19 protein-coding genes are annotated in these 26,365 nt (G+C 65.1%); 14 read left to right on the top strand and 5 right to left on the bottom strand.

The window, feature by feature from the left end:
- The first annotated feature begins 12 nt into the window (after window positions 1–12).
- From QRM57_RS02215 to QRM57_RS02180, 8 genes are all read left to right on the top strand, one after another.
- Window positions 13–4,305 carry a type VII secretion EssC family protein gene (locus QRM57_RS02215; RefSeq protein WP_284985406.1) on the top strand — a complete coding sequence of 1,431 codons (4,293 nt, stop codon included), beginning with the start codon at window positions 13–15 and terminating at the stop codon, window positions 4,303–4,305.
- 19 nt (window positions 4,306–4,324) lie between these two features.
- On the top strand, window positions 4,325–6,304 hold the full coding sequence (locus QRM57_RS02210) for a serine/threonine-protein kinase (protein ID WP_284985405.1): 1,980 nt from the start codon (window positions 4,325–4,327) through the stop codon (window positions 6,302–6,304).
- 89 nt (window positions 6,305–6,393) lie between these two features.
- Window positions 6,394–6,951: an SRPBCC family protein gene (locus QRM57_RS02205; protein WP_284985404.1), complete on the top strand. Its 558-nt coding sequence runs from the start codon at window positions 6,394–6,396 to the stop codon at window positions 6,949–6,951.
- Between the two features lie 155 nt (window positions 6,952–7,106).
- Window positions 7,107–7,727 carry a hypothetical protein gene (locus tag QRM57_RS02200; RefSeq protein ID WP_284985402.1) on the top strand — a complete coding sequence of 207 codons (621 nt, stop codon included), beginning with the start codon at window positions 7,107–7,109 and terminating at the stop codon, window positions 7,725–7,727.
- A gap of 104 nt (window positions 7,728–7,831) precedes the next feature.
- Window positions 7,832–8,569 (top strand): YcnI family copper-binding membrane protein, encoded by a 738-nt coding sequence (locus QRM57_RS02195; RefSeq protein ID WP_257370422.1) that lies wholly within the window; start codon window positions 7,832–7,834, stop codon window positions 8,567–8,569.
- Between the two features lie 105 nt (window positions 8,570–8,674).
- Window positions 8,675–9,313, top strand: coding sequence for a DUF4232 domain-containing protein (locus tag QRM57_RS02190; RefSeq protein ID WP_257370531.1), 639 nt, complete (start codon window positions 8,675–8,677; stop codon window positions 9,311–9,313).
- 55 nt (window positions 9,314–9,368) lie between these two features.
- Window positions 9,369–14,342, top strand: coding sequence for an Lhr family helicase (locus tag QRM57_RS02185; RefSeq protein WP_284985400.1), 4,974 nt, complete (start codon window positions 9,369–9,371; stop codon window positions 14,340–14,342).
- A complete protein-coding gene (locus QRM57_RS02180; RefSeq protein ID WP_257370424.1) occupies window positions 14,335–15,165 on the top strand; it encodes a DNA-formamidopyrimidine glycosylase family protein in 831 nt (276 codons plus the stop codon). Before QRM57_RS02185 ends, QRM57_RS02180 begins: the two co-directional genes overlap by 8 nt.
- A gap of 202 nt (window positions 15,166–15,367) precedes the next feature.
- On the opposite strand, the gene QRM57_RS02175 is transcribed toward QRM57_RS02180, so the two are convergent.
- Window positions 15,368–16,630, bottom strand: a complete 1,263-nt coding sequence (locus tag QRM57_RS02175) for a ricin-type beta-trefoil lectin domain protein (RefSeq protein WP_284985398.1) — start codon at window positions 16,628–16,630, stop codon at window positions 15,368–15,370.
- 335 nt (window positions 16,631–16,965) lie between these two features.
- Here QRM57_RS02175 and QRM57_RS02170 point away from each other — a divergent pair, with 335 nt between their 5' ends.
- Genes QRM57_RS02170 through QRM57_RS02160 form a run of 3 tightly spaced genes read left to right on the top strand, consistent with a single transcriptional unit; the run spans window position 16,966 to window position 20,610 of the window.
- Window positions 16,966–18,861: a glycosyltransferase family 2 protein gene (locus QRM57_RS02170; protein WP_284985396.1), complete on the top strand. Its 1,896-nt coding sequence runs from the start codon at window positions 16,966–16,968 to the stop codon at window positions 18,859–18,861.
- Window positions 18,862–18,911: 50 nt separating this feature from the next.
- Entirely contained in the window at window positions 18,912–19,349 is a 438-nt protein-coding gene (locus QRM57_RS02165; RefSeq protein WP_284985394.1) for an STAS domain-containing protein, read from the top strand.
- A gap of 1 nt (window position 19,350) precedes the next feature.
- Window positions 19,351–20,610 (top strand): glycoside hydrolase family 26 protein, encoded by a 1,260-nt coding sequence (locus QRM57_RS02160; RefSeq protein ID WP_284985393.1) that lies wholly within the window; start codon window positions 19,351–19,353, stop codon window positions 20,608–20,610.
- On the opposite strand, the gene yczE is transcribed toward QRM57_RS02160, so the two are convergent.
- On the bottom strand, window positions 20,607–21,251 hold the full coding sequence (gene yczE, locus QRM57_RS02155) for a membrane protein YczE (RefSeq protein WP_284985391.1): 645 nt from the start codon (window positions 21,249–21,251) through the stop codon (window positions 20,607–20,609). The genes QRM57_RS02160 and yczE overlap by 4 nt on opposite strands.
- A gap of 61 nt (window positions 21,252–21,312) precedes the next feature.
- Here yczE and yczR point away from each other — a divergent pair, with 61 nt between their 5' ends.
- Window positions 21,313–22,767, top strand: coding sequence for a MocR-like transcription factor YczR (gene yczR / locus QRM57_RS02150; RefSeq protein ID WP_284985389.1), 1,455 nt, complete (start codon window positions 21,313–21,315; stop codon window positions 22,765–22,767).
- Here the strand turns inward: yczR and QRM57_RS02145 are convergent.
- Window positions 22,764–23,276 (bottom strand): DUF4188 domain-containing protein, encoded by a 513-nt coding sequence (locus QRM57_RS02145; RefSeq protein ID WP_284985388.1) that lies wholly within the window; start codon window positions 23,274–23,276, stop codon window positions 22,764–22,766. The two genes, yczR and QRM57_RS02145, sit on opposite strands and share 4 nt — an antisense overlap.
- A 99-nt stretch (window positions 23,277–23,375) precedes the next feature.
- Here QRM57_RS02145 and QRM57_RS02140 point away from each other — a divergent pair, with 99 nt between their 5' ends.
- On the top strand, window positions 23,376–23,951 hold the full coding sequence (locus tag QRM57_RS02140; RefSeq protein ID WP_284985386.1) for a TetR-like C-terminal domain-containing protein: 576 nt from the start codon (window positions 23,376–23,378) through the stop codon (window positions 23,949–23,951).
- 7 nt (window positions 23,952–23,958) lie between these two features.
- On the opposite strand, the gene QRM57_RS02135 is transcribed toward QRM57_RS02140, so the two are convergent.
- Complete coding sequence (locus QRM57_RS02135) at window positions 23,959–24,651, bottom strand: SRPBCC family protein (protein ID WP_257370433.1); 693 nt, start codon at window positions 24,649–24,651, stop codon at window positions 23,959–23,961.
- On the bottom strand, window positions 24,644–25,294 hold the full coding sequence (locus QRM57_RS02130; protein ID WP_235519929.1) for an ArsR/SmtB family transcription factor: 651 nt from the start codon (window positions 25,292–25,294) through the stop codon (window positions 24,644–24,646). The genes QRM57_RS02135 and QRM57_RS02130 overlap by 8 nt, the downstream gene beginning before the upstream one ends.
- 141 nt (window positions 25,295–25,435) lie before the next feature.
- Between QRM57_RS02130 and QRM57_RS02125 the strand changes: the two genes are divergently transcribed.
- Window positions 25,436–26,365: an RluA family pseudouridine synthase gene (locus QRM57_RS02125; protein ID WP_257370532.1), complete on the top strand. Its 930-nt coding sequence runs from the start codon at window positions 25,436–25,438 to the stop codon at window positions 26,363–26,365.

Below are 26,365 nucleotides of genomic sequence, written 5' to 3'. Positions count from 1 at the left end.
GAGGAGCTCCCGGTGCGTGTGCTGATCGACCTGGACGATCGTCGATTCGAGTGCGAGGTTACCCGTGCCGCGCCCGCCACCACGTTGTCCGACCTCGTGGAGGCCGCCGGCGGACCACGGGTTGCTCCTGATGAGCCGGTGTTTGTCAATGAATCAGAGGTGCGTGGTGCGACGCCACTGTCCGAGCTGATTCTGCTGGAAGGCAGTCGGATCTCCCGTGCGCCGTGGCCGGTGCCGCAGCGTGTCCGCGGTTGGACCCTGACGCTGGCCGGCGGTCAGCGGACGGGTGGCATGGTGGACGTTCCCCGGAACCGGGACATGCTGATCGGGAGGTCGCCCCACGCTGACCTCAGTCTCCCCACCGAAAGCGCGTCGTGGGATCACTTCCGGATCCACCGCGAAGAAGATGACGCGCTTCGGGTGCTGGATGGCGGCTCCACCAACGGCACATTGGTCAATGGGGAACCTGTAAGCGAGGACGGAGTCCTTGTCACGCAAACGGCCACCATTACGGCAGGCGGGACGGTCCTGCTCCTCCGCCCGGCGTTGGAAGAGACGCCTGCTCCCGCCCCCGGCAGCCTGCATAACCTGACGCCCGCATCAACGGCCCCGTTCAACAGGCCACCGCGGCCGGGGCGCGCCCCGGCCGGCGATCCGTTGGTTCCCCCGGCCCGCAAGGACGTACCGCCGGCGAACAAATTCAGTTACATCACTGTGCTGGCTCCATTGGTCATGGCGGTCGCGATGGTCATGATCCTCAAGGACATGCGCTTCGCCATGTTTGCCATGCTCAGCCCGGTGATGGCGGTGGGCATGTGGTTTGAGCAGAAACGCCGCCACGCCCGCGGCCTCAAGGAAGAGGCAGAGCGTTTCGATGGTGCGCTCAAGGAATTTGAGCAGCAGATCCGCAAAGCCGCAGAAGTGGAAACTGCACGACGCCACCGGATGGTCCCCGATCCTGCAACAGTGGTTCGGCGTCCGGCCCTTCCAGCCACGTCACTGTGGCAGCGCCGTGCCGACTCGGACGATTTCCTGGCCTTGCATGCAGGTACGGGTGATGTGCCATGGAAGCCGGAAGTTGATCGGGCCGCGGGCTCGCGCCCGGACGAAAAGGTCAAGGAAACTCTCTCGGCAGCAAGACTTTTGGCCGCCCCTGTCCTGGTGGACCTGACCGACGCCGGCGTGGTGGGCATTGTTGGTTCACGGGACGGAGCATTGGCGTTGGCCCGCTCCCTGGTGGCCCAGGCCGCGGTGCATGTAGGTCCGGCAGACCTGACCATAGGTGTGTTCTGCGACACCGGGCGGGCCGATGAATGGGAATGGGCGTCCTGGCTCCCGCACACACGCCAAACGGGCAGCAGCACCGGCGAGCGCTGGATGTCAGCGCATCGTGAAACCAGCCTTGCCATGTTGCGGACACTCAAGGATTCCGTGGAGGAACTGCCCACCCCGGCGCTCATGGTGGTCCTGGATTCCGATGTGCTGACCGAGGGCAGGGATGCTCCGGCCCGCGCGTTGCTCGGCATGGGCCGCTCCGTTCCCGGCGGCCACGTCAACCCGCAGAAGCGCCCGCCCCGCGTGGCTGGAATCGTCATCGCGACATCAGAGGAGCAACTGCCTGCCTCCTGCACCACCATCATCAGGGTAGGTGCCGACGCCGCAGCAACGGTGGACCAGCCCGAGGACCTGACCCGCGTGGAGGACGTCATCCTGGCGGGCCTCGACCAGGAAGAGGCCCTGCGATGCGCTACCCGCCTGGCACATTTTGACGACCCCGAGCTCAGCGTCCCCGGCGCCTCCCTGCCCTCGTTGGTTCGGCTGCCCGGGCTCTTGGGCTACGAACGCCCCGACGCAGCCACGGTGCGCCGTTTATGGCAGGCACCCTCGGGCGTTTCCACACCTATCGGCACCGGGGAAAACGGGCCCCTGACCCTGGACCTCGTCAAAGACGGCCCGCACGGTCTGGTGGGCGGCACCACCGGCTCCGGCAAATCCGAATTCCTGCGCTCCCTTGTAGCCGGTCTCGCCGCCCGCAACGATCCAACCCGACTGAACTTCATCCTGGTCGACTTCAAGGGTGGCGCCGCTTTCAAAGCCTGCGAACGCCTCCCCCACACCATCGGAACCATCTCCAACCTGGATGAGCAACTCGCAGACCGGGCCCTGATCGCCTTGGAAGCGGAGATGGAGCGCCGCCAACGGGTTTTTGCGGAGGCAGGCGAGGGGATCGATAACCTCAGTGCCTACCTGGCGACGAACCCGGCCGAGCCGATGCCCCGCCTGCTGCTGGTAGTCGATGAGTTCGCGATGCTGGCCAAGGAATTCCCGGATGTGCTCACTGCGCTTGTCAGCATTGGCGCAGTGGGCCGCACCTTGGGCGTCCACATGATCCTGGCCACCCAGCGTCCGGCCGGTGTGGTGAGCGATGACATCCTCGCCAACACCAACCTCCGCGTGGCGTTGCGTGTCCAGAGCCGCGATGACTCCAACAACGTCATCGGAGTACCCGCCGCGTCCGCCATTGGCCGGGCACAGATGGGGCGCGCCTTCGTGAAGCTTGGCCAGGACGACATCACGCCTGTCCAGACCGCACTGGTCACCGGACAGGCGCAGCTCGACGGCGGTCCCGCCGTCGACGTCCGGGACATCCGGCAGTTCGGCGTCCCCGCGCCCGCAACGGCACTTGCCCGGTCCGCTGCTGCGGACGAGAACGACCTGGACCTCCTCATCGACGCCGTTGTCGAAGCGAACGCTGAGGCCGGCTACGCCCCTCCCCGCCAGGTCTGGCCGGAGGCATTGGGCGAACGCGTTGAGCTGGAAGGTTTTATGGCGGACACCGCTGCGGCAGGGACTGGAACCGTTGACCTTCCAAGGGTCGGGCAGGTGCAAGGGTCCAGCGTCCTGGTCACCCTTCTGGATGAGCCGGAGCTGCAGCGTCAGTCCGCGGCCGGGTGGGACATGTCCGTTGGGAATTTGATGCTGATGGGCGTTGCCGGCTCCGGTACCAGCACCACCCTCGCGTCCATCGCCCTTGCCCTTGCCAAGGACGCCGATCCGGCAGATCTCGACCTGATGATCCTGGACATGGGATCCGGGGACCTCGAATCACTGAAGCGCCTGCCCCACGCGGTGGCATATGTGGGAACCGGCGCCGGCGCCAAGGAGCAACAAGCGCGCTTCCTGCGGCATCTGAACACTGAATTGGAAAGCCGAAGGGCAGCGCCGGGTACGCATCGCCGGACCGTGGTGCTGATTGACGGCCTGGCATCCCTGCGCGATGAGTTCCAGGACTTTGAAGGGCAGCAGCTTCTGGGCCTGTTGTACCGGGCGTACGCGGACGGGCCGGCCCTGGGGTTGTCCTTTGCTGTGACCACTACCCGTGCCAAGGCCGTACCCTCTGTCATGAACGAGGTCACCCTGCAGAAGTGGCTGTTCCGGCTCGCCGACAACTACGACTACTCCTCGCTGGGCGTCCGGGCGAAGAACGTTCCCGCGGCGCTCCCCGGACGGTGCGTGGACCCTCGCACGTCCTTGCAAATGCATGTGGCAACGCCCGAAATCGGCCTGGAGGCGGCCGTGGACCGTGTGCGGCAGATCTGGGGGGACGCACCCGCCAAGACCACGGCCATCAGGAGCCTGCCCACCGACGTCACCATGGCCGATCTGGGCGTGAAACCACAACTCGAAACTGAGCCTTGGCACATCCCGGTGGGAATCCGCGAAACGGACCTGGCCCCTGCCTTCCTGGAAATCTACGAGGGCGAGCATGCCCTGATCGCCGGACCGGCCCGTTCGGGAAAATCCACCCTGCTCCTCGCCTTGGCCGATGCTGTCCGAGGCGCGGCCACCTCCCGGGGACCCGCGCAGGTCTGGGCTATCTGCGACCGCCGCTCACCGTTGGCCGGTGCTGATCTGGACCGTACAGCCGTGGGGACGGACGAGATTCCGGCGTTGCTGGCTTCCCTGCGGATCGAGCGCGCCCCTGTGTTTTTGTTGATCGACGACGCCGAGCGGTTCGAGGACACCGATCAGTCCATCGCGGGAATCGTGGCCTCCGGACTTCCGGGGCTCTGCATCATTGCTTCAGGTCGTGCCGCCGACCTCCGCGGACTGTACAGCCACTGGACCAAGTCCATCCGCAAGTCCCGGCTGGGCGTGCTTCTCCAGCCGGACGTCAATTACGACGGCGAACTGCTGGGTGCCACTCTTCCGCGAAAGGCGCCCGTAGCATTGAGCGCCGGACGCGGGTACTTAGGGGTGGGCGGGCAGATGTCGCTGATCCAGTCGATAAGCCCGGGCAGCTAGGGAGGGTACAGACATGCAGATGGCACAAACTGGTCAGGCGTTGGGAGCCTCCTACCGATTCGGAGAGCGGGTGGGCTCCGGCGCGGTGGGCGAGGTCTGGACGGTTACCTCCACGGACGGCCGGACCTTGGCAGCGAAGGTCCTGCGTCCCGAGCACGCCGATGACCCCTCCCTGGTGGAGCGGTTCGTCCGCGAGCGATCGGTGTTGCTCGGCCTGCAGGACTCCCACATCGTCACGGTCCGCGACATGGTGGTTGAAGGTGAACGGCTTGCCATCGTCATGGACTACGTCGCCGGCGGCTCGCTGCGCGACGTGGTTAGGGACGCCGGACCGCTGCCTCCCCAGGACGCCGTGAACGTCGCAGCCGAGATCTACGATGCCCTGGCGTTTGCCCACTCGCGAGGTGTCACGCACCGGGATATCAAGCCTGACAATGTGCTTCTCACGAGGCCGTGGTCCGAGTGTGGGTCCGGGGATGTGCGGGTTTCCGACTTCGGTATATCCGACGTCGTGGGCGAGAAGATCCGTCAAACGACCGGCCTGATCGGCACACCCCAATACATGCCGCCCGAACTCATCAGCCAAGGCCGTTCCGGGCCCTTGGGCGATGTGTACTCCACGGGGGTTCTGCTTTACGAACTCCTCGCCGGCCGGACTCCCTTCGCCGGTCCTGGTACAGACTTCACCGTCGCCTACCGACACGTCTCGTCGCGGCCACCTCGGATTCCGGTGGAGGATGCCCTGTGGGGTGTCCTTGAGCGGTTGTTGGCCAAGGATCCTGACCAGCGCCCCACAGCCCACGAAGCCGCGGCGACCCTCCGGCGCCTGGCGCCCCGCCTTGCCGGAATCAAACCGATCCCCCGTGGGGAGGCACCCGAGGAATTCGACGACGTCGAACGTCACGCCACGGTGGTGCGTGGGGCATTTACCGATGACGATCTTGAAGCCTTGGCAACTGCGCCTCCCTCCAGCCTCGATGCCGCAACCCCGGAACTCGGCCAAGCGGGCAACGCCACGATCGTCCGGCCCATGCCACGCCGTGACGAGGTGGCGTCCACCGCCGTCGAACGGTCCGAAGCCCCTGACGCGACTCCTTTCTGGCGAACCCGCAAGGCGCTGCTTCTTGCAGGTGGTGCAGTCCTGTTGATCGTGGCGATGGTGGCTGGTTTCTTCCTCTTGTCCCCCACAGCCCAGCAGGCAGCACCTGCGGTTCAAGGCCAACAGCTCTCCGCTCAGCTGCAGGACCCGGCGCTGCCAACCGGTCTCACCATTTCACGAAGCGCCACGTATGAACCGTCCTCCGGGCAGGTCCGTTTGACGGTGTCCTACTCGGCGCAGAAAGCACCCCTGTCCGGTGAATTCCTTGAAGTCATCCCGGGGTTGGCAGAGGGAGATACTTGCCCGGCTGCCACATGGGATGGTGCTGCCGTGAGCCGGAACCAGGCCTCCATCAGCGGCGTGGACGTAGAGTGCGGGTGGAAGCTTTCGGGCGTGGAGATCCCCGCAGGAGGGTCCATCCAGGCAACCGCCAAGGTACCCGTGGCACCCGCGGACCAAAAGTCACTCGATGCGTGGCTGCGCTCAGGTTCCGAGGCAACCAAAGCCGCGACCCAGGATCCGGCCGTAAAGGGCACGGCTTACCCCGTGCAACGCCTCAAGGGCGTAGAGGTGCGCACGCCTGCCCGGGTTGTGACGCCGAGCCCGTTGAAAATCACCCTGGTTCCCGTATGGGCGGGCGGTGCCGACGAGTTGAACCCGCTTTATGTGAGTCCTTCGTCGGGCAAACCGTCCCAGATGCTCGCAGCAGTGACCGGTGGGGAGAAGGGCCTGCGATTCGCCGACGGCTGCGGCGGCGCGCTGGCCGTAGACAGTTCGGGGCTCACGGTCACAGCCCTGCAGATCACCCCGCAGTGCACCGTGCGGGCCAGTGTTGGGAACTTCACGGAGCTTCAGTCAGCGCCGTTCGGCATTACGTCCCGGGAGAACGCCGGGGACTAGCTTGCACGTGAGGGGTTGGCCCTCAAGACTTTCAAGCCAACCAATGCCACGAGATCCAACCCCTCGCTACCATGGGAATGGAGGCAACCATGGCCAAGTCACCGCAACGAACAAGCAAAAGCACCGACTATGAATTCGTCACAGTCTGGCGGGTGGCGGGGACCCGCGAGGAAGTACTGGACGTGCTCGGCAACGCCGCGACGCTCAAACAATGGTGGCCCGCTGTCTACCTCACGGTGACGCCGTTGACTCCGGGTGGACCCGACGGCGTTGGAGCCTCTTACGATCTCCACACCAAGGGCTGGCTCCCCTACACGTTGCGTTGGCGGCTCACTGTTACTGAACCAGTCACAATCGACGGCTTCGCACTCACGGCCGCAGGAGACCTCAATGGCACCGGCCGCTGGACCTTCGAGGCCGACGGACCGGAAGTTGTGATCACCTACGACTGGCGGGTCAGCACGGCCAAGCCCCTTCTTCGCCGGCTCAGTTGGCTCCTCAAACCGGCTTTCTCGGCGAACCATCACTGGGCCATGGCGCGCGGCGAGGAGAGCCTGAAACTGGAGCTCCGCCGTCGGCGTTCCGGTTTGGCCACGGACATACCCGAACCTCCCCAACCCACGTTTGTTCGACGCGCGAGGGTTTAGTTCCCGCGACTTTCAGACCCCCTAAAGCCGCGAGATCCAACCCTTCGGCACCGTTGTCCACATAGCAACCCATCCGGTTCCAAGGTGGTTCCGAACTCCCGATAGAATCAAGACGCTGACAACGTCGGCGATCAGAGAATATGGAGGGAGGACCCGTGCGCACATCGCAGACCCGGGCGCCCTTCCATGCATTCCGGTCCGGCATCATCTCCTTGGTGATTGTCCTGTTGGCAGCCGGAGCGCACGTCGCAGGTGGCGGAGAACTCCCCACGGCCCCGGTCCTGCTCGCGCTTATCGCGCTGACAGCATTGACCACCACGTTGGCTACCCGCTTCAAACTCAACATCGTCACCCTGGTCACGCTTTTGGGCGCGGGCCAACTCGCGCTCCACGAGGCCTTCACGGCCCTCGGGCCGATCGTGGCGGCAGCACCAGGAACCAGCCACCACCTCGGCGCGGAAACCCCGCCCCCAGCTTTGGACATTGCATCAGCCCACGTCCATGAACTCAGCGGCACGTTTGGTGTCCTGATGCTGCTGGCACACGCTGTTGCCGTCGTAGGCTCCGCGATCCTGCTGGCCAAGGGCGAGGATGCGCTTTGGCAGCTGGCGGCATGGTTGCGGCCACTGCTCGCGCTGCCCACTTTGGTGTTCAGGCCCGACGCCGGAGCGTCACCGATCGCCGTCGGCGCTCCTACCGTCTTCATTCCCCGCCCTTGGCGGAACCTCAGGCAAGACAGCAGACGCGGGCCTCCCGCCGTCGTCGCGCTTTCCTAGTTCCGCCCGGCACCAACGCTGCAAAGCGTGCACAAGCCTTGCATGGTGACGGGCCCCATACCCGTACCCCCGCGCCTTATACAGCGCACCCGAAAGGCAATCCCATGAAGACGTCCTCGCTCCGTCGTACCCTGTCCGCAACCGCCGTAGCCGGCGGAACCGCCGCCCTGATGATGGCTGGCCTCGCGGGAGCATCCGCACACGTTTCCGCCGATCCGAACAAGACCGCTGCGAACTCGTACGCGCTGGTGACGTTCGGCATTCCCCATGGCTGCGACACCTCCCCCACCACCAAGGTGACCATCAACCTGCCCCAGGAATTGACCGACGCCCAGCCCACTGTGAATCCCAACTGGACGGTCGAAAAGGTCAGCGAAACCCTCGCGGAGCCCAAGAAACTGGACGACGGCACCACCATCACCAAGCGCACAAGCCAGATCGTCTACACCGCCAAGACCCCCTTGGACCCACACCTGCGTGACGCCTTGGTTTTGTCAGTGAAGTTGCCGGATGCAGCAGGCAAGACGATCTACTTCCCCACGCTCCAGACCTGTGAGCAGGGGCAGACGGACTGGTCCGAAATCGCCAAGGAGGGCCAGGATGAGCACGAGCTCAAGGCTCCCGCGCCCTCTGTCACCATCACGGCCGCCGATGCCGCAGGAGACCACCACGCGGCACCCGCCGTCTCCACCGAACAAGCATCTGCAGTATCCGACGACGGTTCCCAGGCCCGCAGCTGGGCGGGCCTGATCGCAGGCATTGCCGGGCTCGGCCTGGGCGGGGCTGCCTTCTTCCGCAGCCGTTCGGCGAAGCCGGCCGCGGTCAAGGCCGACACCAAGTAGTGCCCCCACGGATTGGCGTCCGGAATATCACGATCCGGACGCCAATCCGTGCTCTTGGCCGTGGCTGAATTGACTCACGTGACGGCCAAAGCAAGGCTGGTGCCCATGTGGACTCAGCGCATCAAAACCGGACTTGTGACGACGACGGCAGCCGCATCATTGCTGCTCCTTGCGGCCTGTGGGCCCAGCCCCAGCCCCGCGGGATCCAGCAGCGCCCCGCCCACCAGCGCAACACCGTCGGCGTCGGCGTCGTCCACGCCCTCCCAAACAGCGACGACGACGCCGTCGCCCTCGGCGACCGCCACATCCGCCGCACCCGCAGCTCCCGCGCTGTGCAAGGCAGCATCGCTCACTGCAACAACCGATGCAACCGGCGGCGGAGCAGCAGGCAGTGTCTACGAAAAACTGATCCTGACAAACTCCGGCGCTACGAACTGCGTCCTGGAGGGTTTTGCCGGTGTTTCCCTGACCGCAGACGCCAGCGGTGATCCGATCGGCGAGCCTGCGGCGCGTGAAACCACCACCCCCGTCACCAGGATTGAGCTGGCTCCGGGCAAGTCTGCGTGGGCAGAAATCCGTTACACACAGGCCGGCAATTACGGCGACTGCACCCGGGTTTCGGCGGCAGGATTCCGTATCTACCCGCCCAACGACACTGCGTCCTTGTTCGTGGCCGAACCGCACGATGCGTGCAGCAACGCAGGTATCAAGCTCCTGACGGTCACCGCATTCCAAGCAGTCTGATCATCTTCCGGCGGCTCCGGCTTATTCTGTCGGAGCCGTGGGGCATGATGGAGGAATGCAGGAGCCGCAGGCGTCGCAGGGCGCCATCAGCCGTTTCAGCCAAGCAACCAGGGAATGGTTCCTAGGCGCCTTTTCCGAGCCCACGCCCGCGCAGGATGGGGCTTGGAATGCGATCTCCTCCGGCTCCCACGCTTTGGTGGTGGCACCTACTGGCTCCGGCAAAACCCTCGCCGCCTTCCTGTGGGCGTTGGACCGGCTGCATGCCAAGCCGACTGATACGCTGCCTGGGCTCGAAACGGTTCCAGCCAACGGCAAAGGCCGCGCCAAGCGCCCCAAAACCAAGACCCGTGTCCTCTACATCTCACCGCTGAAGGCCTTGGGCGTCGACGTCGAGCGCAACCTCCGGGCACCGTTGATCGGCATCACCCAGACTGCCAAGCGGCTGGGGCTCCCGGCGCCGCTAGTGACGGTCGGAGTCCGCTCCGGAGATACGACGGCGGCAGATCGCCGAACGCTGCTGACCAACCCGCCGGACATCCTGATCACCACTCCGGAATCCCTCTTCCTGATGCTGACGTCCCGGGCCAGGGAAACGCTCAGCGAAGTGGACACCATCATCATTGATGAGGTTCACGCTGTAGCCGGCACCAAGCGCGGTGCGCACTTGGCGGTATCGCTTGAACGGCTGGATGCGCTCCTGCCGAAGCCCGCACAGCGCATTGGCCTCTCTGCGACGGTCCAACCCCGTGAGTTGGTGGCGCAGTTCCTGGCGGGCCAGGCGCCCGTGGAGATCGTCGCACCTCCGTCCAAGAAAAACTGGAACCTGACAGTTACTGTGCCTGTTGAGGACATGTCGGACCTCCAGGGTGCGGCAGGGGCGTTCGACTCGGGTCCGGCCTCGGGTTTGCAACCCCAGGCCTCCATCTGGCCGCATGTGGAGGAACAGATCGTGGATCTGGTCCTGTCCAAGCAGTCCACCATCGTGTTTGCCAATTCCCGCAGGCTGTCGGAGCGGCTAACGGCCCGGCTTAACGAGATCTACGCCGAGCGCCAGCTCATGGCAGTGGGAGGCGGAGCGTGGGCGGCACCGGACGACGCCGCAGCAGTGCCGGCATCCACAGCGACTCCCGCCCACATGATGGCGCAGGCAGGCAGCACCACCGGCGCGGACCCTGTCCTGGCCCGCGCACACCACGGCTCGGTATCCAAGGACCAGCGGGCCATGATCGAGGACGACCTCAAATCCGGGAGGCTGCGCTGCGTTGTGGCCACGTCGTCGTTGGAGCTTGGCATCGACATGGGCGCCGTGGACCTGGTCATCCAGGTGGAATCACCGCCCTCGGTGGCCAGCGGCCTCCAGCGTGTCGGCCGCGCCGGGCACCAGGTGGGCGAAATTTCGGAGGGCGTGCTCTTCCCCAAGCACCGCGCCGACCTCCTGCATACCAGCGTCACCGTGGAACGTATGCTCAGTGGCCAGATCGAGCGCTTGAGCATCCCCGCCAACCCCCTCGACATCCTCGCCCAGCAGACAGTTGCCGCCACCGCCCTAGGCAGCATCGACGTGGAGGATTGGTTCAGCACAGTGCGTCGGTCTGCGCCGTTCGCGAGCCTTCCGCGTTCCGCTTTTGAAGCAACGTTGGACCTGTTGGCCGGGCGTTATCCCTCCGACGAATTTGCCGAACTCCGGCCCCGCATCATTTGGGACCGTCACGCCGGAACCATTGAGGGACGGCCCGGTGCACAGCGCCTTGCCGTCACTTCAGGTGGCACCATCCCGGACCGCGGGCTGTTCGGTGTGTACATCATCGGCACCGAGGTTGAAGGCTCCTCCTCCCCCGGTAACGCTGACGGAAGTGAGCCCACCGCCTCGGCCCGGGCTGCGAAGGGCGGTCGACGAGTCGGGGAACTCGACGAAGAAATGGTTTACGAATCGCGGGTGGGCGACGTCTTCGCCCTGGGTGCCACCAGTTGGAAGATCGAGGACATCACCCACGATCGCGTACTGGTCTCGCCCGCTTTCGGACAGCCCGGCAAGCTGCCCTTTTGGAAGGGTGACTCGCTGGGCCGCCCCGTGGACCTGGGCCGCGCACTGGGCGCGTTCATCCGTGAACTTTCAGCTGCCGACCAGGCGCCCGCAATGGAACGCTGCCAGGCCAGCGGGCTGGATGCCTTCGCTGCCAGCAACCTCCTGCAGTACTTAAGGGAGCAAAAGGAAGCCACGGAAATCGTCCCCAGCGACCGTACGTTGGTGGTGGAACGCTTCCATGACGAACTTGGAGACTGGCGTGTTGTCCTCCATAGCCCGTTCGGGATGCCCGTTCATGCGCCGTGGGCACTCGCCGTGGGTCAACGCCTGCAGCAGCGGTACGGCCTGGATGGTTCGGCCATGGCAGCGGACGACGGCATTGTGCTGCGCGTCCCCATGATGGAGGACGAACCACCCGGGGCGGACCTGTTCCTGTTCGATCCCGACGAACTCGAGCAGATCGTCACCGCCGAAGTGGGCGGCAGTGCCCTGTTCGCTTCCCGGTTCCGGGAATGCGCAGCCCGGGCTCTGCTGTTGCCGCGCCAGAACCCTGCCAAACGGCAACCGCTGTGGCAGCAGCGCCAGCGTTCTGCACAACTGCTGGATGTCGCCAAGAAATACCCTTCCTTCCCTATCGTGCTCGAAGCAGTCCGCGAGTGCCTCCAGGATGTTTATGATCTCCCCGCGCTCAAAGACATTGCGGCGTCGGTGGAGCGCCGTGAGCTCAGGATCGTGGAAACCACCACGCAGCAGCCTTCCCCGTTCGCCAAGTCCCTCCTGTTTGGCTACGTGGCCCAGTTCCTCTATGAGGGCGATTCGCCGCTGGCCGAGCGGCGGGCCGCTGCCTTGGCGCTGGACTCCACCCTCCTCAACGAACTCCTGGGGCGGGTTGAGCTTCGTGAACTCCTGGACGCGGCGGTCATTGACCGGACGGAGCTGGAGTTGCAACGGCTTCTGCCTGACAGGCGGGTTCGTGGCATGGAGGGCGTCGCTGATCTGTTGCGCCTGCTTGGCCCCCTCAGTGTCGAGGAAGTGGCGGAACGGCTTCAAGGACAGGAACAGCCCGAACCTTCCCTGCAGGCGGCTCTGGACCAGGCAACGGACCCCGAGGATCCTGACCACATCGAGGAAGCCCCCGCGGCAGCACCACATGGCACTGTTACTGATGCCGGCCATCACCTCGCTGCACTCCAGAAAGCTAATCGCGCGCTCAAGGTGACCATTGGCGGCGTCGAGCGCTTTGCTGCGGTGGAGGACGCTGCCCGGCTGCGTGACGCTATTGGCGTCCCGTTGCCCATGGGTGTACCCCTGGCGTTCATCGAGCCGGTCCACGATCCTCTGGGCGATCTCGTTTCACGGTATGCCCGCACCCACGTACCGTTTACTGCGGCCGAGGCTGCCACACGGCTGGGGCTGGGGGTTGCGGTCGTCAATGGCGCGCTGAAGCGATTGGCCGGCGATGGCCGCGTTGTGGAAGGCGAGTTCCGTCCGCATGCGGTGGCCGAACCGCAGGCCGTCGAAGCAACGGATCCCGAGCTCATGTCCGTCGATGCACCTCCCGCGAGCGAATGGTGTGATGCCGAGGTCCTGCGGAAACTGCGCCGGCGGTCACTGGCTGCGCTGCGCGCCGAAGTGGAACCAGTGGACACGGCCGCGTATGGTCGGTTCCTTCCCGAGTGGCAAAACGTGACTACACCGGGCAAGTCCCGGAGCCAGGCATTGCGCGGGCTGGACGGAATCATCACGGCCGTGGACCAGCTGTCCGGCGTGCCCATCCCGGCGTCAGCATGGGAACCGTTGGTACTCGCGAGCCGGGTGGCGGATTACAAGCCCGCCATGCTTGACGAACTGATGGCCGCCGGGGAGCTCCTCTGGTCCGGGGCCGGGTCCCTGCCCGGTAACGACGGCTGGATCAGCCTCCACGTTGCCGACTCCGCGGAGCTGACCCTCAATCCTTCTCCCGATTTCGAACCGGGGGATGCCCAACAGCGCCTCCTTGAGCACTTCAGCGCGGGCGGCGGCTACTTCTTCCGGCAACTCACGGACGTCGCTGGTGGCATGGATACGGTGCTCAGCGATGACGCCGTGGTGACCGCGCTGTGGGACCTTGTCTGGGCCGGGCGGGTAACTGGAGATACATTCGCCCCCGTCCGTGCCATGATTGCCGGCGGGAAAACAGCCCACCGCCAGGTCGCCAAGGCGCCGAGGGCGCGGGCACCACGCATGAGCAGGCTCGGCCGTTCCCACGGGACGGGACTGCTGGGATCTCCAGGCCTCACCGGGGGCCGCTACGGTTCGGTGACGGGCGGCATTGCGCCCGCGCCGCCTTCCGCGGTCGGCCGCTGGTCCGCGTTGCCTGCGCCGGAGCTGGACCCCACCATCCATGCCCGGGGCACGGCTGAGCTGCTGCTGGACAGGTACGGCGTCGTAACCCGCGGTTCGGTGATGGCTGAGAACATCCTGGGCAGCTTTGGGCTCATGTACAAAGTCCTTGCACGGCTTGAGGAAGCCGGGCGATGCCGCCGAGGCTACTTCATCGAGCATTTGGGGGCTGCCCAGTTCGCGGTCCCCGCCACCGTGGACCGCCTGCGCTCGTTCACAGAAGATGCCCGCATTTCCAAGGCGGAACCGTCCGCGCTGGCACTTGCCGCCACGGATCCAGCCAACCCCTACGGTGCCGCGCTCCCCTGGCCGGCGCTGTCCGTCGACGCCGGGTCCGGCCACCGCCCGGGGCGAAAAGCCGGGGCGCTGGTGGTCATGGTCGACGGCGCGCTGGTCCTTTACGTGGAACGCGGCGGTAAGACGCTGCTCACTTTCAGCCAGGACGAGGGAGTGCTGACGGTTGCCGCCCAGGCGTTGGTGGACGTGGTGCGGCGGGGAGCAGTGGACAAACTCTTCATGGAGAAGGTCAATGGCCACGATCTCCTGGAAACACCCATCGCAGTTGCCCTGGCGGCGGCAGGCGCATACTCAACTCCGAAGGGACTGCGGATCCGTGCCTGAAGGCGATTCCATTTGGCGGGCCGCGTCACGGTTGAACGAAGCTTTGGCCGGGCATGTCATCACGGCGTCGGACTTCCGTGTGCCGCGCTTCGCCACCCTCAACCTGTCGGGTTGGACCATGAAGGAAGTGGTCCCCCGGGGCAAGCACCTGCTCATGCGTCTCGTTGGGCCCGCTGACGAGGCGCCCGGTGCCAGCAGGAAGCCCCGGGAACTGACCATCCATTCCCACCTCAAGATGGAGGGCAACTGGATGATCTACCCACCGGGTGGTCGTTGGACCAAGCCCGGCCACACGGCACGGTGCGTCCTGCGCACGGCCGAGGCTGACGCGGTGGGGTTCTCGCTGGGCATCCTGGAAGTTGTGCCGACGGCGGAGGAAGAAAAGATCGTCGGACACCTCGGCCCGGATCTCCTTGGTCCCGATTGGGACGAAGAAGAAGCACTCCGCAGGCTCCGCGCCGAACCGGAGGTCACAGTAGGTTTTGCTTTGTTGGACCAGAGGAAGCTTGCAGGCATCGGCAACATTTACCGCTGCGAAGCGTGCTTCCTCTCCGGCATCCACCCCGCACTGCCGGTGGGTGAAGTGCCCGACCTCGCCAAAACGGTGAACGACGCCAAACGTCTTTTGGGTGAAAACCTTGGACCTGGCCGCCGGACGACCTTGGGACCGCGCGCCATGCGGCCCGGCTACTGGGTTTACGGCAGGGAACGCCAGCCTTGCAGGCGTTGCGGCACCACGGTTCGACGCGGCCTCCTGGCAGGCCCCGACGGAACAGAGGAACGGGACATCTACTTCTGTCCACGCTGCCAGCCCGCGCCGTAGCCAGGCCGCCGTTGCCAGCCCAGCCCCTGAGACCGCGGCCCGGCCGGACACCGTATCTCCGTCCCGGCCGGGCGCATCGGTAACCGCCGCGACGACGACGCACTACGCGCAGGGCCCCGCCGACTACTCCAGGAAGCTCCCCAGCCGCCCCAGCAATAGTCGCCGGACCCGCGCTGCCTGCGCGCCGCCGTCGGACGTTTTTCTACACCGTCCGCCACCATTTCTGGTTGGCCGAACCGGCGCAATCCCATAATTGCAAGCGTGAACCATTCGTAGCAGACCAGTCCGCGACGTCAACGCATTTGTTGGCCTGTGGGTTCACCAAATCCCCCGCGGAGTTGAGGACGAACTGCTGCGCCGCGCTTCCGTTGCAGGCAGTCAGCTGGATCTGGGCGCCGTTGGCCGTGGAGCCCCACGCCACGTCCATGCACTTGCCCAACGTCCGAACGGTCCCGTTGCCCGCAAAAGTCCATTGTTCTGACGCGGCAGTGTCGCAGTCCCACAACTGGAGTGGGGAACCGTCGATGGCCTGGCGTCCGGCGACGTCGATGCATTTGCCCGCATAACCCTGGATCCGGACACTGGGCGCGGCGGACGGTGGCGCCGAAGCGGGTGCGAGGTCGTAAACGCGGACGTAGTCCACCAGCATGGTTTGCGGGAGCGCCGTCTCCGGATCCGGCGCTCCGGGCCACGTGCCGCCGACGGCGAGGTTGAGCAGAAGGAAGAAATTGTGGTCGAAAGCCCAGGGCCCCGGAACGCTGGCCTTGGTCTTATGTGAGTAGGCAATGCCGTCGATGTACCAGGTGATGGAATCCGGCCCCCAGTCCACGGTGAAGGTGTGGAACGCGTCTCCCAAAGCTTGGCCGTGGGGCAGGGTGTAGCTGGCGTTGACCGAGTTTGCGCCCGAATAGCCTGGACCGTGGATGCTGCCCCAAGTGGTTCCGGGTTCCTTGCCGACGTTTTCCATGACGTCGAGCTCGCCGCTGTTGGGCCAGCCATCTGTGAAGACGTTGTCGCCCAGCATCCAAAACGCGGGCCACATTCCTTGTCCTTTAGGCAGCTTCAGACGGGCTTCAAAGCGTCCTTGGTTGCGGCTGAACTTACCAGCGGTCAATAGCCGGGCCGAGGTGTACTGGCACGGTCCGTAGTGGCAGGTGTAATTGTCCGGGTTTTCGCGGCGAGCAGTGATGGCCATGTTTCCGTTCCCGTCCATGGCGGCGTTGCGGGCGCTGTCCGTGTAGTACTGCAGTTCGCTGTTGCCCCATCCGGACCCTCCCGTGTCGTGGAGCCATTTGCTGTTGTCCGGGGCGGTGCCGGCGGGACCGTTGAACTCGTCGCTCCACACCAGCGCACCAGGGGCCGGCATGCCGGCGGCCGCCAGCGCCGGAGGCTCAGGAGCGATGAGTGTCGCCATGAGCGTAAATCCGACGATGACCATCACCATGGGTGTGAGTCGTCGCTTCATGACAGCAACTCTGACTGCCTTGCCATTCGGCGCGCAAGGCCTTGGTGTGGGGACACGCCAAATGTCACCCCCAGGAAATAATCAACGCGAAAGTACTTATCAATCCCGTAACGGCGACGAAATGCAGCCGGGAGAAAGTGGAAAGAGGAACCATCGGCTTGGCCCAACAAGTCCGTGGCTTAGGGAAATTCCGTTCGCACCTGAATTCCTTCCTCTGAGCATCGACGATGCATGCTCCAGGCGCGTCAGCCGTGTCCTCCCAACTTCGCCTTCAGGGCGTAGGGACAGCCTGCCGTGCCTTTGCCTTTTCCCCAGCAGTTACCCGGAGGCTAAACATGGGCATTCACAAGCAGATATTGGTAAGGATCCTTGCGGTCCTCGTGGTTTCCTTTGGATTGATCTACATCAGTTGGCGCTGGTCAGGAACCGTTGCGTGGGACGCGTGGTGGATCTCCCTGCCGCTCGTGGCCGCGGAAACGTACAGCCTGGGCGAGTCAACGCTGTACGCCGTCACCATGTGGAATGCACGACGGCGGCCACCGCCCCCGCCTGCCCTGCCGGGCCGGACGGTGGACGTTTTCATCGCCACCTACAACGAGCCGCTTGAGCTTGTCCTCAAGACGGCGATTGCGGCCAGGGACATTGAGTATCCGCACGAAACGTGGATCCTGGACGACGGGAACCGCAGCGGGTTTGCGAGCGCAGCCCGGCAGATCGGCGTCGGATACATTACCCGTGGTCCCGAGTGGGACGGTCGGCAGCGGTTTGCCAAGGCCGGCAATGTCAACAACGCATTGTCCATGACCACGGGCGAGTTCGTGGCCATCCTGGACGCGGACCAGGTCCCCGAAGCACGGTTCCTGGACCGGGTCATGGGCTACTTCGATGCTGAGGAAGTGGCGTTCGTCCAGACGCCGCAACATTTCTGGAATGTTCCGGACCGGGACCCCCTGGGCAGCCAGGCCGAACTGTTCTACGGCCCCATCCAGCAGGGCAAGGACGGTTGGGACGCAGCGTTTTTCTGCGGTTCGAATGCTGTCCTGCGCAGGGAAGCCCTCATGGCCCTGGGCCTGACGCGCTACACCCGGACCGCCACCGAGCACACCTGGAGCGCTTTGCGCAGGGGCCGGTCCCGGCTGCAGGACCTGCACGGGGAACTCGGCCGTCGCCATCCAGCCGCCATGCCGGTGGTGGAGCAGGCCATGGCAGCGGTTACCCGTGCCGAACAGCAGCTTCGCCGCGGCGACGTCTTGGCTGAGATCACGTTCGAGCTCCGGGTTTCCTTCCACGCCGCAGCGTTGGCTGTTCCGGAAGCCATGGAGGACGTCATGCCGGAACTCGACGCAGTCCTGGAGTCGGTGGATGTTGCCCATACCGACCAGGCGTTGGCCATCCACCCGATGGACACCACCACCATCACGGAGGACATGGCTACGGCCATGCACCTTCACGCCATGGGCTGGGGCAGCGTTTACCACCACGAGCTCCTGGTGCACGGGTTGGCCCCGGAGGATGTGTCCACCATGCTGTCCCAGCGCCACCGCTGGGCAGCCGGGACCATGCAGGTGTTTTTCAACGACAATCCGCTGTTCCTGCGGGGGCTCACCCTGGCCCAGCGCCTCATGTATTTGGGGACCATGACCAGTTACCTGAACGGTTTTGCCGCACTGAGCTACATCGCGGCGCCGGTAGTGTTCCTGGTGGCCGGCACGTACCCGCTCACAGCGAGTCCAGTGGTGTTCTTCTGCCTGTTCCTGCCGTTCTTCCTTTCCTGCCAGCTCCTCTTCCAGGTGGCAGGCAACGGGTCCAAGGGATTGTGGCGCGGCCAGCAGTGGTCGTTCGCGCTCTTTCCAACATGGATCGCGGCGACCTGTTCCGGTGCTGCCGCGGTCTTCCTGGGCAAGCACCTGACGTTCTCCGTGACGGCCAAAAGCAAGCAGGCGGCAGGACGCTGCTACCATCACGTCCGGCTTCAACTGGTGGCGATGGCTGTCCTGGTGGTCTCGTCGGGCATCGGCATAGCGCGCGCAGCTACCGGCGAGGCGCCCCTGTACCCCACGCTCATCACCCTCGCTTGGGTGGCATTGGACCTTGCCTTGCTCAGCGTGGTCATCGGCGCCGCCAGGTACCGGGGCCCCGGAGAGGAACAGGTGGATCCCATGCCCACACCCGATGAACTCCCCAGCGTCATCAATCCAACGACGCTCACCCCTCCGCCTGCCAGGCGCTGATCCACACATCCCCATAACGCCGTTCCAACCCCCAGCCAGGAGCGACCATCATGTCCACACTTTCCCGTGTTTCAAACACCATGCCCACGTCCCTTTCCTGCATTGACCTGACCGTCACCGGCGCCTTGGACGCAGCAACCGTCCTGGGCATTCGCCAGGAATCCGCAAAGGCCGCAACTGACGGGCCCATCCTGGTCCTGCTGGATGTGGCGGCGGTGACGACCGTCGGCGCTTCCGGCGTCGTTGGCCTCCTGGAGGTGTTGCACCTCCTGCGCGCCCGCGGTGGAGACCTGCGTCTTTTCGGCAGCTCCGCAGCCTTGGAAACTACCCGGCTCCAGGCTCATCTGGGGCAAGTCACCCGCATCTATGGAACCCGGGAGGAAGCCGTCGACGGCGGCCTGGGACCAGGGCGCGCACGCCACCTGGCGCCCGGGTTCCGATGGCACAGGCTCTTCCCAAGACGGCGTCGCACCCTGGGGTGGAGCTGACATGGCCCGCGCCACCGCGCTAGCGCCCAGGCCACCACGGCTGAAGCCCACTCCCCCTGCCTTCACCGGCCACCCGGACCGCAAACGCAGGAGAGCCAGCCTGGTTGTTCCCCTGCTGGTGACCTCACTGGTGGCTACCGGCCTGGGTTTCGCTTCCAAGGAGGTGGTCCCCATTGTCCAGGCGTTGTCTCTGTGCAAGGCCGCAGATGCGGCATCGATTATCCCCAAAGATGGCGTTCTACTGGGGGTCAACCTGGATTGGAACACCGAAACCCTTGCCGAACACCGGGCCAATCTAGGACATGATCCCGCAGTTGTGGTGCAGTTCTCCGACATTCCCTACGACGACCAAACGTGGGCGCACACCACCAACGCCGTGACGCAGGTCCGGGCGGCGGGTGGGGTGCTGCTCCTGACCTTGGAGCCGCACGGCGGCCTGGCGACGATGAGTGACGAGGTGATCGCCAAGTTGGCCACCGACTTACGCGCCATCAACGATCAGGGGACGCCCGTCGTCGTACGTTTTGCCCATGAGATGAACGGCTCCTGGTATTCGTGGGGCCAGCAGCCCACCCGCTACGTGGAGGTTTTCCGCAAGGTGGCGGCCGCGGTGCACGCGCAGGCGCCGGGCACGTCCATGATGTGGGCGCCAAATTATGGGGGCGGCTATCCGTTCACGGGTGGCCAGTACGCGGCCCGTCCGGGCACCCCGGACTTCGCAGCGCTTGATACCAACCATGACGGCGTACTCACCATGGCAGACGACACGTATGCCCCCTACTATCCGGGGGACGACGCGGTGGACTGGGTGGGAGTCTCGCTGTACCACTGGGGCAACCAGCGCCCGTGGGGAAACAACGACATTGCTGAACCGGGCAAGTTCCTGGCCATGCTCACCGGAACCTACAGCGGCACGGCGGGCGACGACAGTTCCGTGCCGGATTTCTACCAGGTGTACGGCGTGGACCATGACCGGCCTGTGGCTGTCCCGGAGACCGCTGCGATCTTTACCCCTGCGCGCGGTGGGGCATCGGAGCTGGAGGTCAAACGTGCTTGGTGGCGCCAGGTCTTCTCCGCCGAAACGCACCAAAAGTATCCGCAGTTGAAGATGATCAATTGGTTCGAGTGGAAGAAGTACGAGATCGAGATTAACGACGACGTCGACTGGCGGAGCGCCGGATCGCCCGCCATCCGCGACGCACTGACCCAGGACCTGCCGGACTGGTTGCGGTACGGCGAGGACGTGCCGGCGTGCCGCTAAGCTGCGGGCGCTGCTTCCGTGGTGGCTGTTTCCCTGCCAGGATCCGAACCCGGCGCCGGGACGGGCTCGGGCACCATGAACCTGGGAAGCAACACTTGGACGATCGGCCCGATAGTCAGGGCGTAGACCACGGTACCCACGCCCACGGACCCGCCCAGCAGGAGGCCTACAGCCAGGACAGTAACTTCGATGCCGGTGCGGACCAGGCGCACCGACCAGCCGGTACGGCGAACCAGCCCGGTCATCAGGCCATCACGGGCACCGGGACCCAATCGTGCACCGATGTAGCAGGCAGAGGCGATGCCGTTCAGGATCACGGCTCCGGCCAGCATGGCAATTTGCCCGCCCAGGTGTGAGACCGCCGGGATGAGCCAGAGCCCCAGGTCAGCGAACAGGCCCACCAAAACGGCGTTGGCAACGGTACCAATCCCGGGCATCTGCCGCAGCGGGATCCAGAGGAGGAGGACAATAAAGCTGACCGCGATGACCACCACGCCAATGCTGAAACCGGTCTTGGTGGCCACGCCCTGGTGGAAAACATCCCAGGGGTCCAAGCCAAGGCCGGCACGGATGAAAACGGCCAGGGAGATGCCGTACATCGCGAGGCCGATCAGGAGTTGAGTGAGTCTTCGGGTCATCATGGAATCCATCGTCGCCGAAAACTGGCCTTGTATTCCATAGCCAGTTTGCAATACTGGTCTTATGTCCGGCTCTTTGAACCCCACCGCACTCGTTCGGCTCCTCGGCTCCTGGAACTCCGGTTCCCTGCCCGCCTACCGCGAGCTGGCCGACGTCGTGCGCTTGCTGGTGATGGACGGGCGCATACCGCTGGACGTCGCGCTGCCCAGCGAGCGGGCCCTGGCCCAGACCCTTGACCTGAGCCGGACCACCGTCACGGCCGCGTACTCCAACCTCCGCGAACAGGGCTTCCTCACCTCGGGCCAGGGCAGCCGGGCCCGGACGTGCATCCCCCACCGGACCGTACCCGCGAGTGCGCCCGGCCTCGCCGTGCCGGATGGCCTCCTGGACCTCGCCTACGCGTCCCTGCCGGCTGCCGGGGAAGTGGTGCATCGGGCGTTCGCGGACGCCTTGACCGAACTGCCCGCCCTCCTGCCCGGCTTTGGGTACGACGCCGTGGGGGTCCCGGCACTCCGCGAAGCCATTGCCGACAAGTACACCGCCGACGGAGTGCCCACCACGCCGGGCCAGATCCTCGTCACGTCCGGCGCCCAGCACGCCCTCAACATCGTGCTGCGCACACTGGCCAGCAGGCAGGACCGGGTGTTGGTGGAACACCCCACCTACCCCAACGCCCTGGACGCTATCCGGGCCGCCGGCTGCAAACCGCTTCCCGTCGCATTGCCCTCGGGGACCTCACCCGCCTGGGACATCGATGCCATGGTGTCCACCATGAACCAGCAACGGCCCGCGATGGCATACCTCGTCCCGGATTTCCACAATCCGACGGGCCGCATCATGTCCCATCTGCAGCGTCGGCGCCTGGTGCGGGCTGCAGCGGCGTCGGGGACAGTCCTGGTGGTGGACGAAACGCTCCGGGGATTAAACCTCGACGGCGTCCGCACCGCACCGATGTCCGCTTTCGGTCCCGCCGTGGTGTCCATTGGGTCGCTGAGCAAGTCCCATTGGGCGGGCCTCAGGACCGGGTGGATCCGCGCCGACGAGGGCCTGATTTCCCGTTTCGTGGCAACGAGGACCGTCATGGATCTGGGCGGTCCTGTTGTGGAGCAATTGGCGGCGGCCCGGCTGGTGCGGTCCTTCGCCGAGCCCCTGGATGCCAGGTTGGAGGAACTGCGGCACAACCGGGAATCACTCCTCGGGTTGCTGGCTGAACACCTGCCGGCCTGGGAAGTGGAGCGGCCGCGGGGCGGACTCACCGCTTGGTGCCGCCTCCCCAGCCCCTGCAGCACGGCGCTGACGATCCTCGCGCCGGACTTTGGGGTTCGCTTGGCAGCGGGTCCCAGGTTCGGGGTGGGCGGAGCCTTTGAACACTTCCTTCGCGTGCCGTACACGTTGCCGCCCGAGCAGTTGGAGGTCGCCGTCCTGGCCCTGCGCGGAGCCCAGGACAAACTGGACTCCTCGCCCCACCTCCGCCGGTCCCTCAAGTCTGAGCGATCAGCGGCGGCGGCAGTGGCCTAGCCTTCTGGTCGGGCGGCCCCCGCTTGGGCAGCCCCCGCGCCCATGCGCTGCTTGGCTGTGTTGCTGCCGGGGCCTACAGGGATGTGCGAGGTAGCTTTGGCCAGGCCGAACCGTGGCATGCCGTTGTAGACCACTTCAATGCCTGACGCCGGAACCTGGTAGGTCTCATGCCACACCCCCACGTCGCCGCTGCCGGACATTTCCTTCATGAACTTCCGCCACGGAGCAAGGTGCGGAGACTCCCGGTCGGCAGCAAAACGCCGCAGGTGCTCGGGGCTTTCCCAATAGCTGAGCAGCATGGTGGTCCTCCCGAGCCACTGTTCCGTGCTGAGCAAGCCCGCCTCGGGATTCGCGGCCAGGTGCTGCAGCATGGCGGTCATGGCTGACGCCACCCTGGCAACACGGCCCACCTTCCACCACGTGTTGGCGCGCATCCCGATCAGGAACACCGTGACTGTATCGCGCCCTACGTCAGCGGTGAATCGGCCGGGGAAGATTTCCTGTGCCATGTGAATTCCTTCGCTTGGGGAACCCACTGTCAGATTCCTGTTCTCACAACATCGTTTAATAACGTCGTTATGAAACAATGTTATGAAACACTTAAGGGCATGGCAAGACCTATCGTTCATGATCTCCAGGTCCGGCAACGACTATTGGCGGTCACCGCAGAACTCGTGGACCGCGAAGGCCCGGCCCGCGTGACCCTCCGGGACGTCGCCGCCGCAGCAGACACGTCAACCACCGCGATCTACTCGCTCTTCGGCGGAAAAGCCCAACTGCTGACGGCCGCCGTCGACGACGGTTTCCGCACCTTCGGGGAGTCCCAACGCGAAGCCGCCCACGGCGGTCTTTTGGCGCTCGGCAGGGCCTACCGCGTTTGGGCCCTTGAGCACCCGGCCCTTTACCGGCTCATGTTCGGTGGCGCGCTGGCCGCCTATGTGGAGTGCAAGCCGACGCCGGATGTCGCCTCGGATTCGATGCTGCCCCTGGTAGAGGCGGTCGCCGAGGCGCAGGCCGCAGGGAGGCTCCGTGCGGAAGACCCCATAGTGGTAGCGATGGGGATCTGGGGACAGGTCCATGGGCTGGTCAGCCTGGAGCTGGCCCAGATGAACGACCCCGCCACCGACTGGCCCGGAATTTACGAAGCCGCCCTCGCGTCCGTAGCCCGCGCCTGGGCCCCCTAGCCAATCCTTAGGCGTATACCTTTTCCAGGAAGCCGCCCCATGCCTTGGCCGTCAGTTCGGAATCCCCGGAACCGCTGAAGTCGTGCACGGTCATGCCGACGGGAGCACCAAAGGCGTTCCGGCCGAAGAAGCGATACATGGCATCCGCGGTCCGCAGGCCCAGGAAGTTCTGGTTGGCGAAGTCCACCTCGCCGCTCAACCGGCCAACGCCGTCGACCTCAACATCAAAGCGCGAACCGGCGGCAGCACTTTCCACCCCGAGCGCCTTCTTCAGCTGCACAAAGCCGTCGGGAGCCTGCGATGTCGCGGGGCCCTGGATGTCCGTGAACACCACCGGCCGCCCGTCGAAGTGCTGGAGGTACTGGCCCAGGGTGTGCAGGTAGAACTCGGTGTGCTTGCTGGCGCCGTCGTACTGCTCATCCCAGTTGTCCGCAAAAATGCCACTGTGGACGTAGTGCAGCTTGGCGCGCCCACCCTCGAGGGGTTCGAGGACGTGCTCCAACTGGTTGAACCAGCCGTCCGGGCCGTCCATCCGCGACACGAGATGCGTGGGGTATTCCTCCACCGTTTTCACGGCGGGCCACTGATCGGTGGGGAACATCCAGGCAGCGGTGTCTGCAGTAACGGCGTTCCACACGCGTTCAGGTGTGCCGGGCAGCTCGGTGTCCGCCACGATTTCGAATTCCCGGTTCTCAGTCATTGCCTTGGTCCTTTTCTGCTGTGTGCCCGGAGGCTGCTTGTTCCGTTGAAGGGGTCTTGAGTGCTGGATGGAGGACAACGACGAGCCGGTGCTTGCGTCCGCCACCCGCCGGGGTGGCAGAACCGCCGTCGTGGTATTTATCGACGAGCCGCGTCACCGCCACGCCGAGCTCCTCCGCGAATGCCGCGCGATCGGCGGCCGAGCGGAAAGTAATCTCGCCGTCGATGGCGAAGCTGGCCAGCTTCTTCCTGGCCACGGCAGCGCCGGAGATGAGCTTTCCCATTTCCTGAACGGTGCGCGCGGCAAGCGAGAGCAGCCAGAAGGCCGAGAACCTGTCAGCGAAACGCCGTGGATCCGGCGCCACGGAGGCCAGTGCCGCCGGCGAAATGACGTAGGAGGCGGCGGTGGCGCACAACACGCGCTCGGTGACATTGCCTTTGCGGCGCTCCTCCACCAACTCCACCAACCCGTGCCGCTCGAGGGCTTTGAGGTGGTAGTTGATCTTCTGCCTCGGTAATCCAACCCTGCCGGCAAGCTGCGTGGCCGACGCCGGCTCGGCGAGCTCCTGGAGGATGCGCGTACGGATTGGGTCCAGTGACGCTTCCGCCGCGGCCGGGTCTTCGATCACTTCGATGTCCAACATGCTTCAAGTATGCTTACCGACAACTTTTATTGTCAAGAACTTTTTTATGTTCGGTGTTGTGAGGCCCACTCTGCGCACTTCCGGCAGGAATTACCCCGCAGAACAGGCCCCACAACGCGATCCCGGTAGAATTGTCCAGTGATGCAATCCCCCCTCCCCGTGCGCGACGGCGTCAACGCAACCCGCCTCCGCCTCCCGGACGACGGGCCCTGGGAGACTGCGATGGACTACATGATGCATCGCTGGGGACACATCGACCCCCAAGGCATCGAGGACCGATTCGACGCCGGCGAAATCGTGGGCGAAGGCGGCGTCCCCCTCGATCGCAGCACCAGGCTCGAGGACCACACGTTCATCTGGTACTACCGCACGCTCCCCCCGGAGACCCGGATCCCAGTGGAAATCACCATCCTCCACCAGGACGAACACATCCTCGTGGTCGACAAACCGCACTTCCTGCCCACCACCCCGGGCGGTACCTACATCCAGGAATCGGCACTGGTCCGCCTCCGCAACCAGCTGGACCTCCCGGACCTCATCCCCATGCACCGCCTGGACCGCATGACCGCCGGGCTCCTGCTGCTCTCCACCAACCCGGAGACACGGGGAAAATACCAGGTCCTCTTCGAGAAGCGCCAGGTCCAGAAGGAATACGAGTGCGTGTCCGCCGCGACACCCGCCCCCGGCTTTCCCGCCGTCGAGTTCCCCGCAGTAGTCCGCAACCGCATGACCAAGTCCCGCAGCTACCTCCTCGCCGAAGTCATCGACGGCGAACCAAACGCCGAAACGCGAATCGAAAAAACAAGGACGTTCGACGCCGGCACCCACCAGCGCGCGCTGTACCGGCTGGAACCCCACACCGGGAAGACCCACCAACTGCGCGTGCACATGGCCTCGCTCGGACTCGGAATCGTCAACGACGCCTTCTACCCGGACCTGCTGGACAAAGCCCCGGACGACTACGCGAAGCCACTTCAACTACTGGCCCGCGGCATCACTTTCGTGGACCCCATCAGCAAGAAGCCCGTGGAATACCGAAGCCGGTTGGAGCTCAGCGAAGCCCACGCCTGA

It is taken from the genome of Arthrobacter sp. fls2-241-R2A-172 (assembly GCF_030208885.1).
GTDB lineage: Bacteria > Actinomycetota > Actinomycetes > Actinomycetales > Micrococcaceae > Arthrobacter.
Note: the sequence above shows the minus strand (reverse complement) of the source record. Positions and strands in the feature narration are given on the sequence as shown.

Coding starts and splice junctions, on each gene's coding strand:
- QRM57_RS02210 (WP_284985405.1), top strand. CDS start 4,325: ATGGCACAAACTGGTCAGGCGTTGGGAGCCTCCTACCGATTCGGAGAG.
- QRM57_RS02205 (WP_284985404.1), top strand. CDS start 6,394: ATGGCCAAGTCACCGCAACGAACAAGCAAAAGCACCGACTATGAATTC.
- QRM57_RS02195 (WP_257370422.1), top strand. CDS start 7,832: ATGAAGACGTCCTCGCTCCGTCGTACCCTGTCCGCAACCGCCGTAGCC.
- QRM57_RS02190 (WP_257370531.1), top strand. CDS start 8,675: ATGTGGACTCAGCGCATCAAAACCGGACTTGTGACGACGACGGCAGCC.
- QRM57_RS02185 (WP_284985400.1), top strand. CDS start 9,369: ATGCAGGAGCCGCAGGCGTCGCAGGGCGCCATCAGCCGTTTCAGCCAA.
- QRM57_RS02175 (WP_284985398.1), bottom strand. CDS start 16,630: ATGAAGCGACGACTCACACCCATGGTGATGGTCATCGTCGGATTTACG.
- QRM57_RS02170 (WP_284985396.1), top strand. CDS start 16,966: ATGGGCATTCACAAGCAGATATTGGTAAGGATCCTTGCGGTCCTCGTG.
- QRM57_RS02165 (WP_284985394.1), top strand. CDS start 18,912: ATGTCCACACTTTCCCGTGTTTCAAACACCATGCCCACGTCCCTTTCC.
- QRM57_RS02160 (WP_284985393.1), top strand. CDS start 19,351: ATGGCCCGCGCCACCGCGCTAGCGCCCAGGCCACCACGGCTGAAGCCC.
- yczE (WP_284985391.1), bottom strand. CDS start 21,251: ATGATGACCCGAAGACTCACTCAACTCCTGATCGGCCTCGCGATGTAC.
- yczR (WP_284985389.1), top strand. CDS start 21,313: ATGTCCGGCTCTTTGAACCCCACCGCACTCGTTCGGCTCCTCGGCTCC.
- QRM57_RS02145 (WP_284985388.1), bottom strand. CDS start 23,276: ATGGCACAGGAAATCTTCCCCGGCCGATTCACCGCTGACGTAGGGCGC.
- QRM57_RS02140 (WP_284985386.1), top strand. CDS start 23,376: ATGGCAAGACCTATCGTTCATGATCTCCAGGTCCGGCAACGACTATTG.
- QRM57_RS02135 (WP_257370433.1), bottom strand. CDS start 24,651: ATGACTGAGAACCGGGAATTCGAAATCGTGGCGGACACCGAGCTGCCC.
- QRM57_RS02130 (WP_235519929.1), bottom strand. CDS start 25,294: ATGTTGGACATCGAAGTGATCGAAGACCCGGCCGCGGCGGAAGCGTCA.
- QRM57_RS02125 (WP_257370532.1), top strand. CDS start 25,436: ATGCAATCCCCCCTCCCCGTGCGCGACGGCGTCAACGCAACCCGCCTC.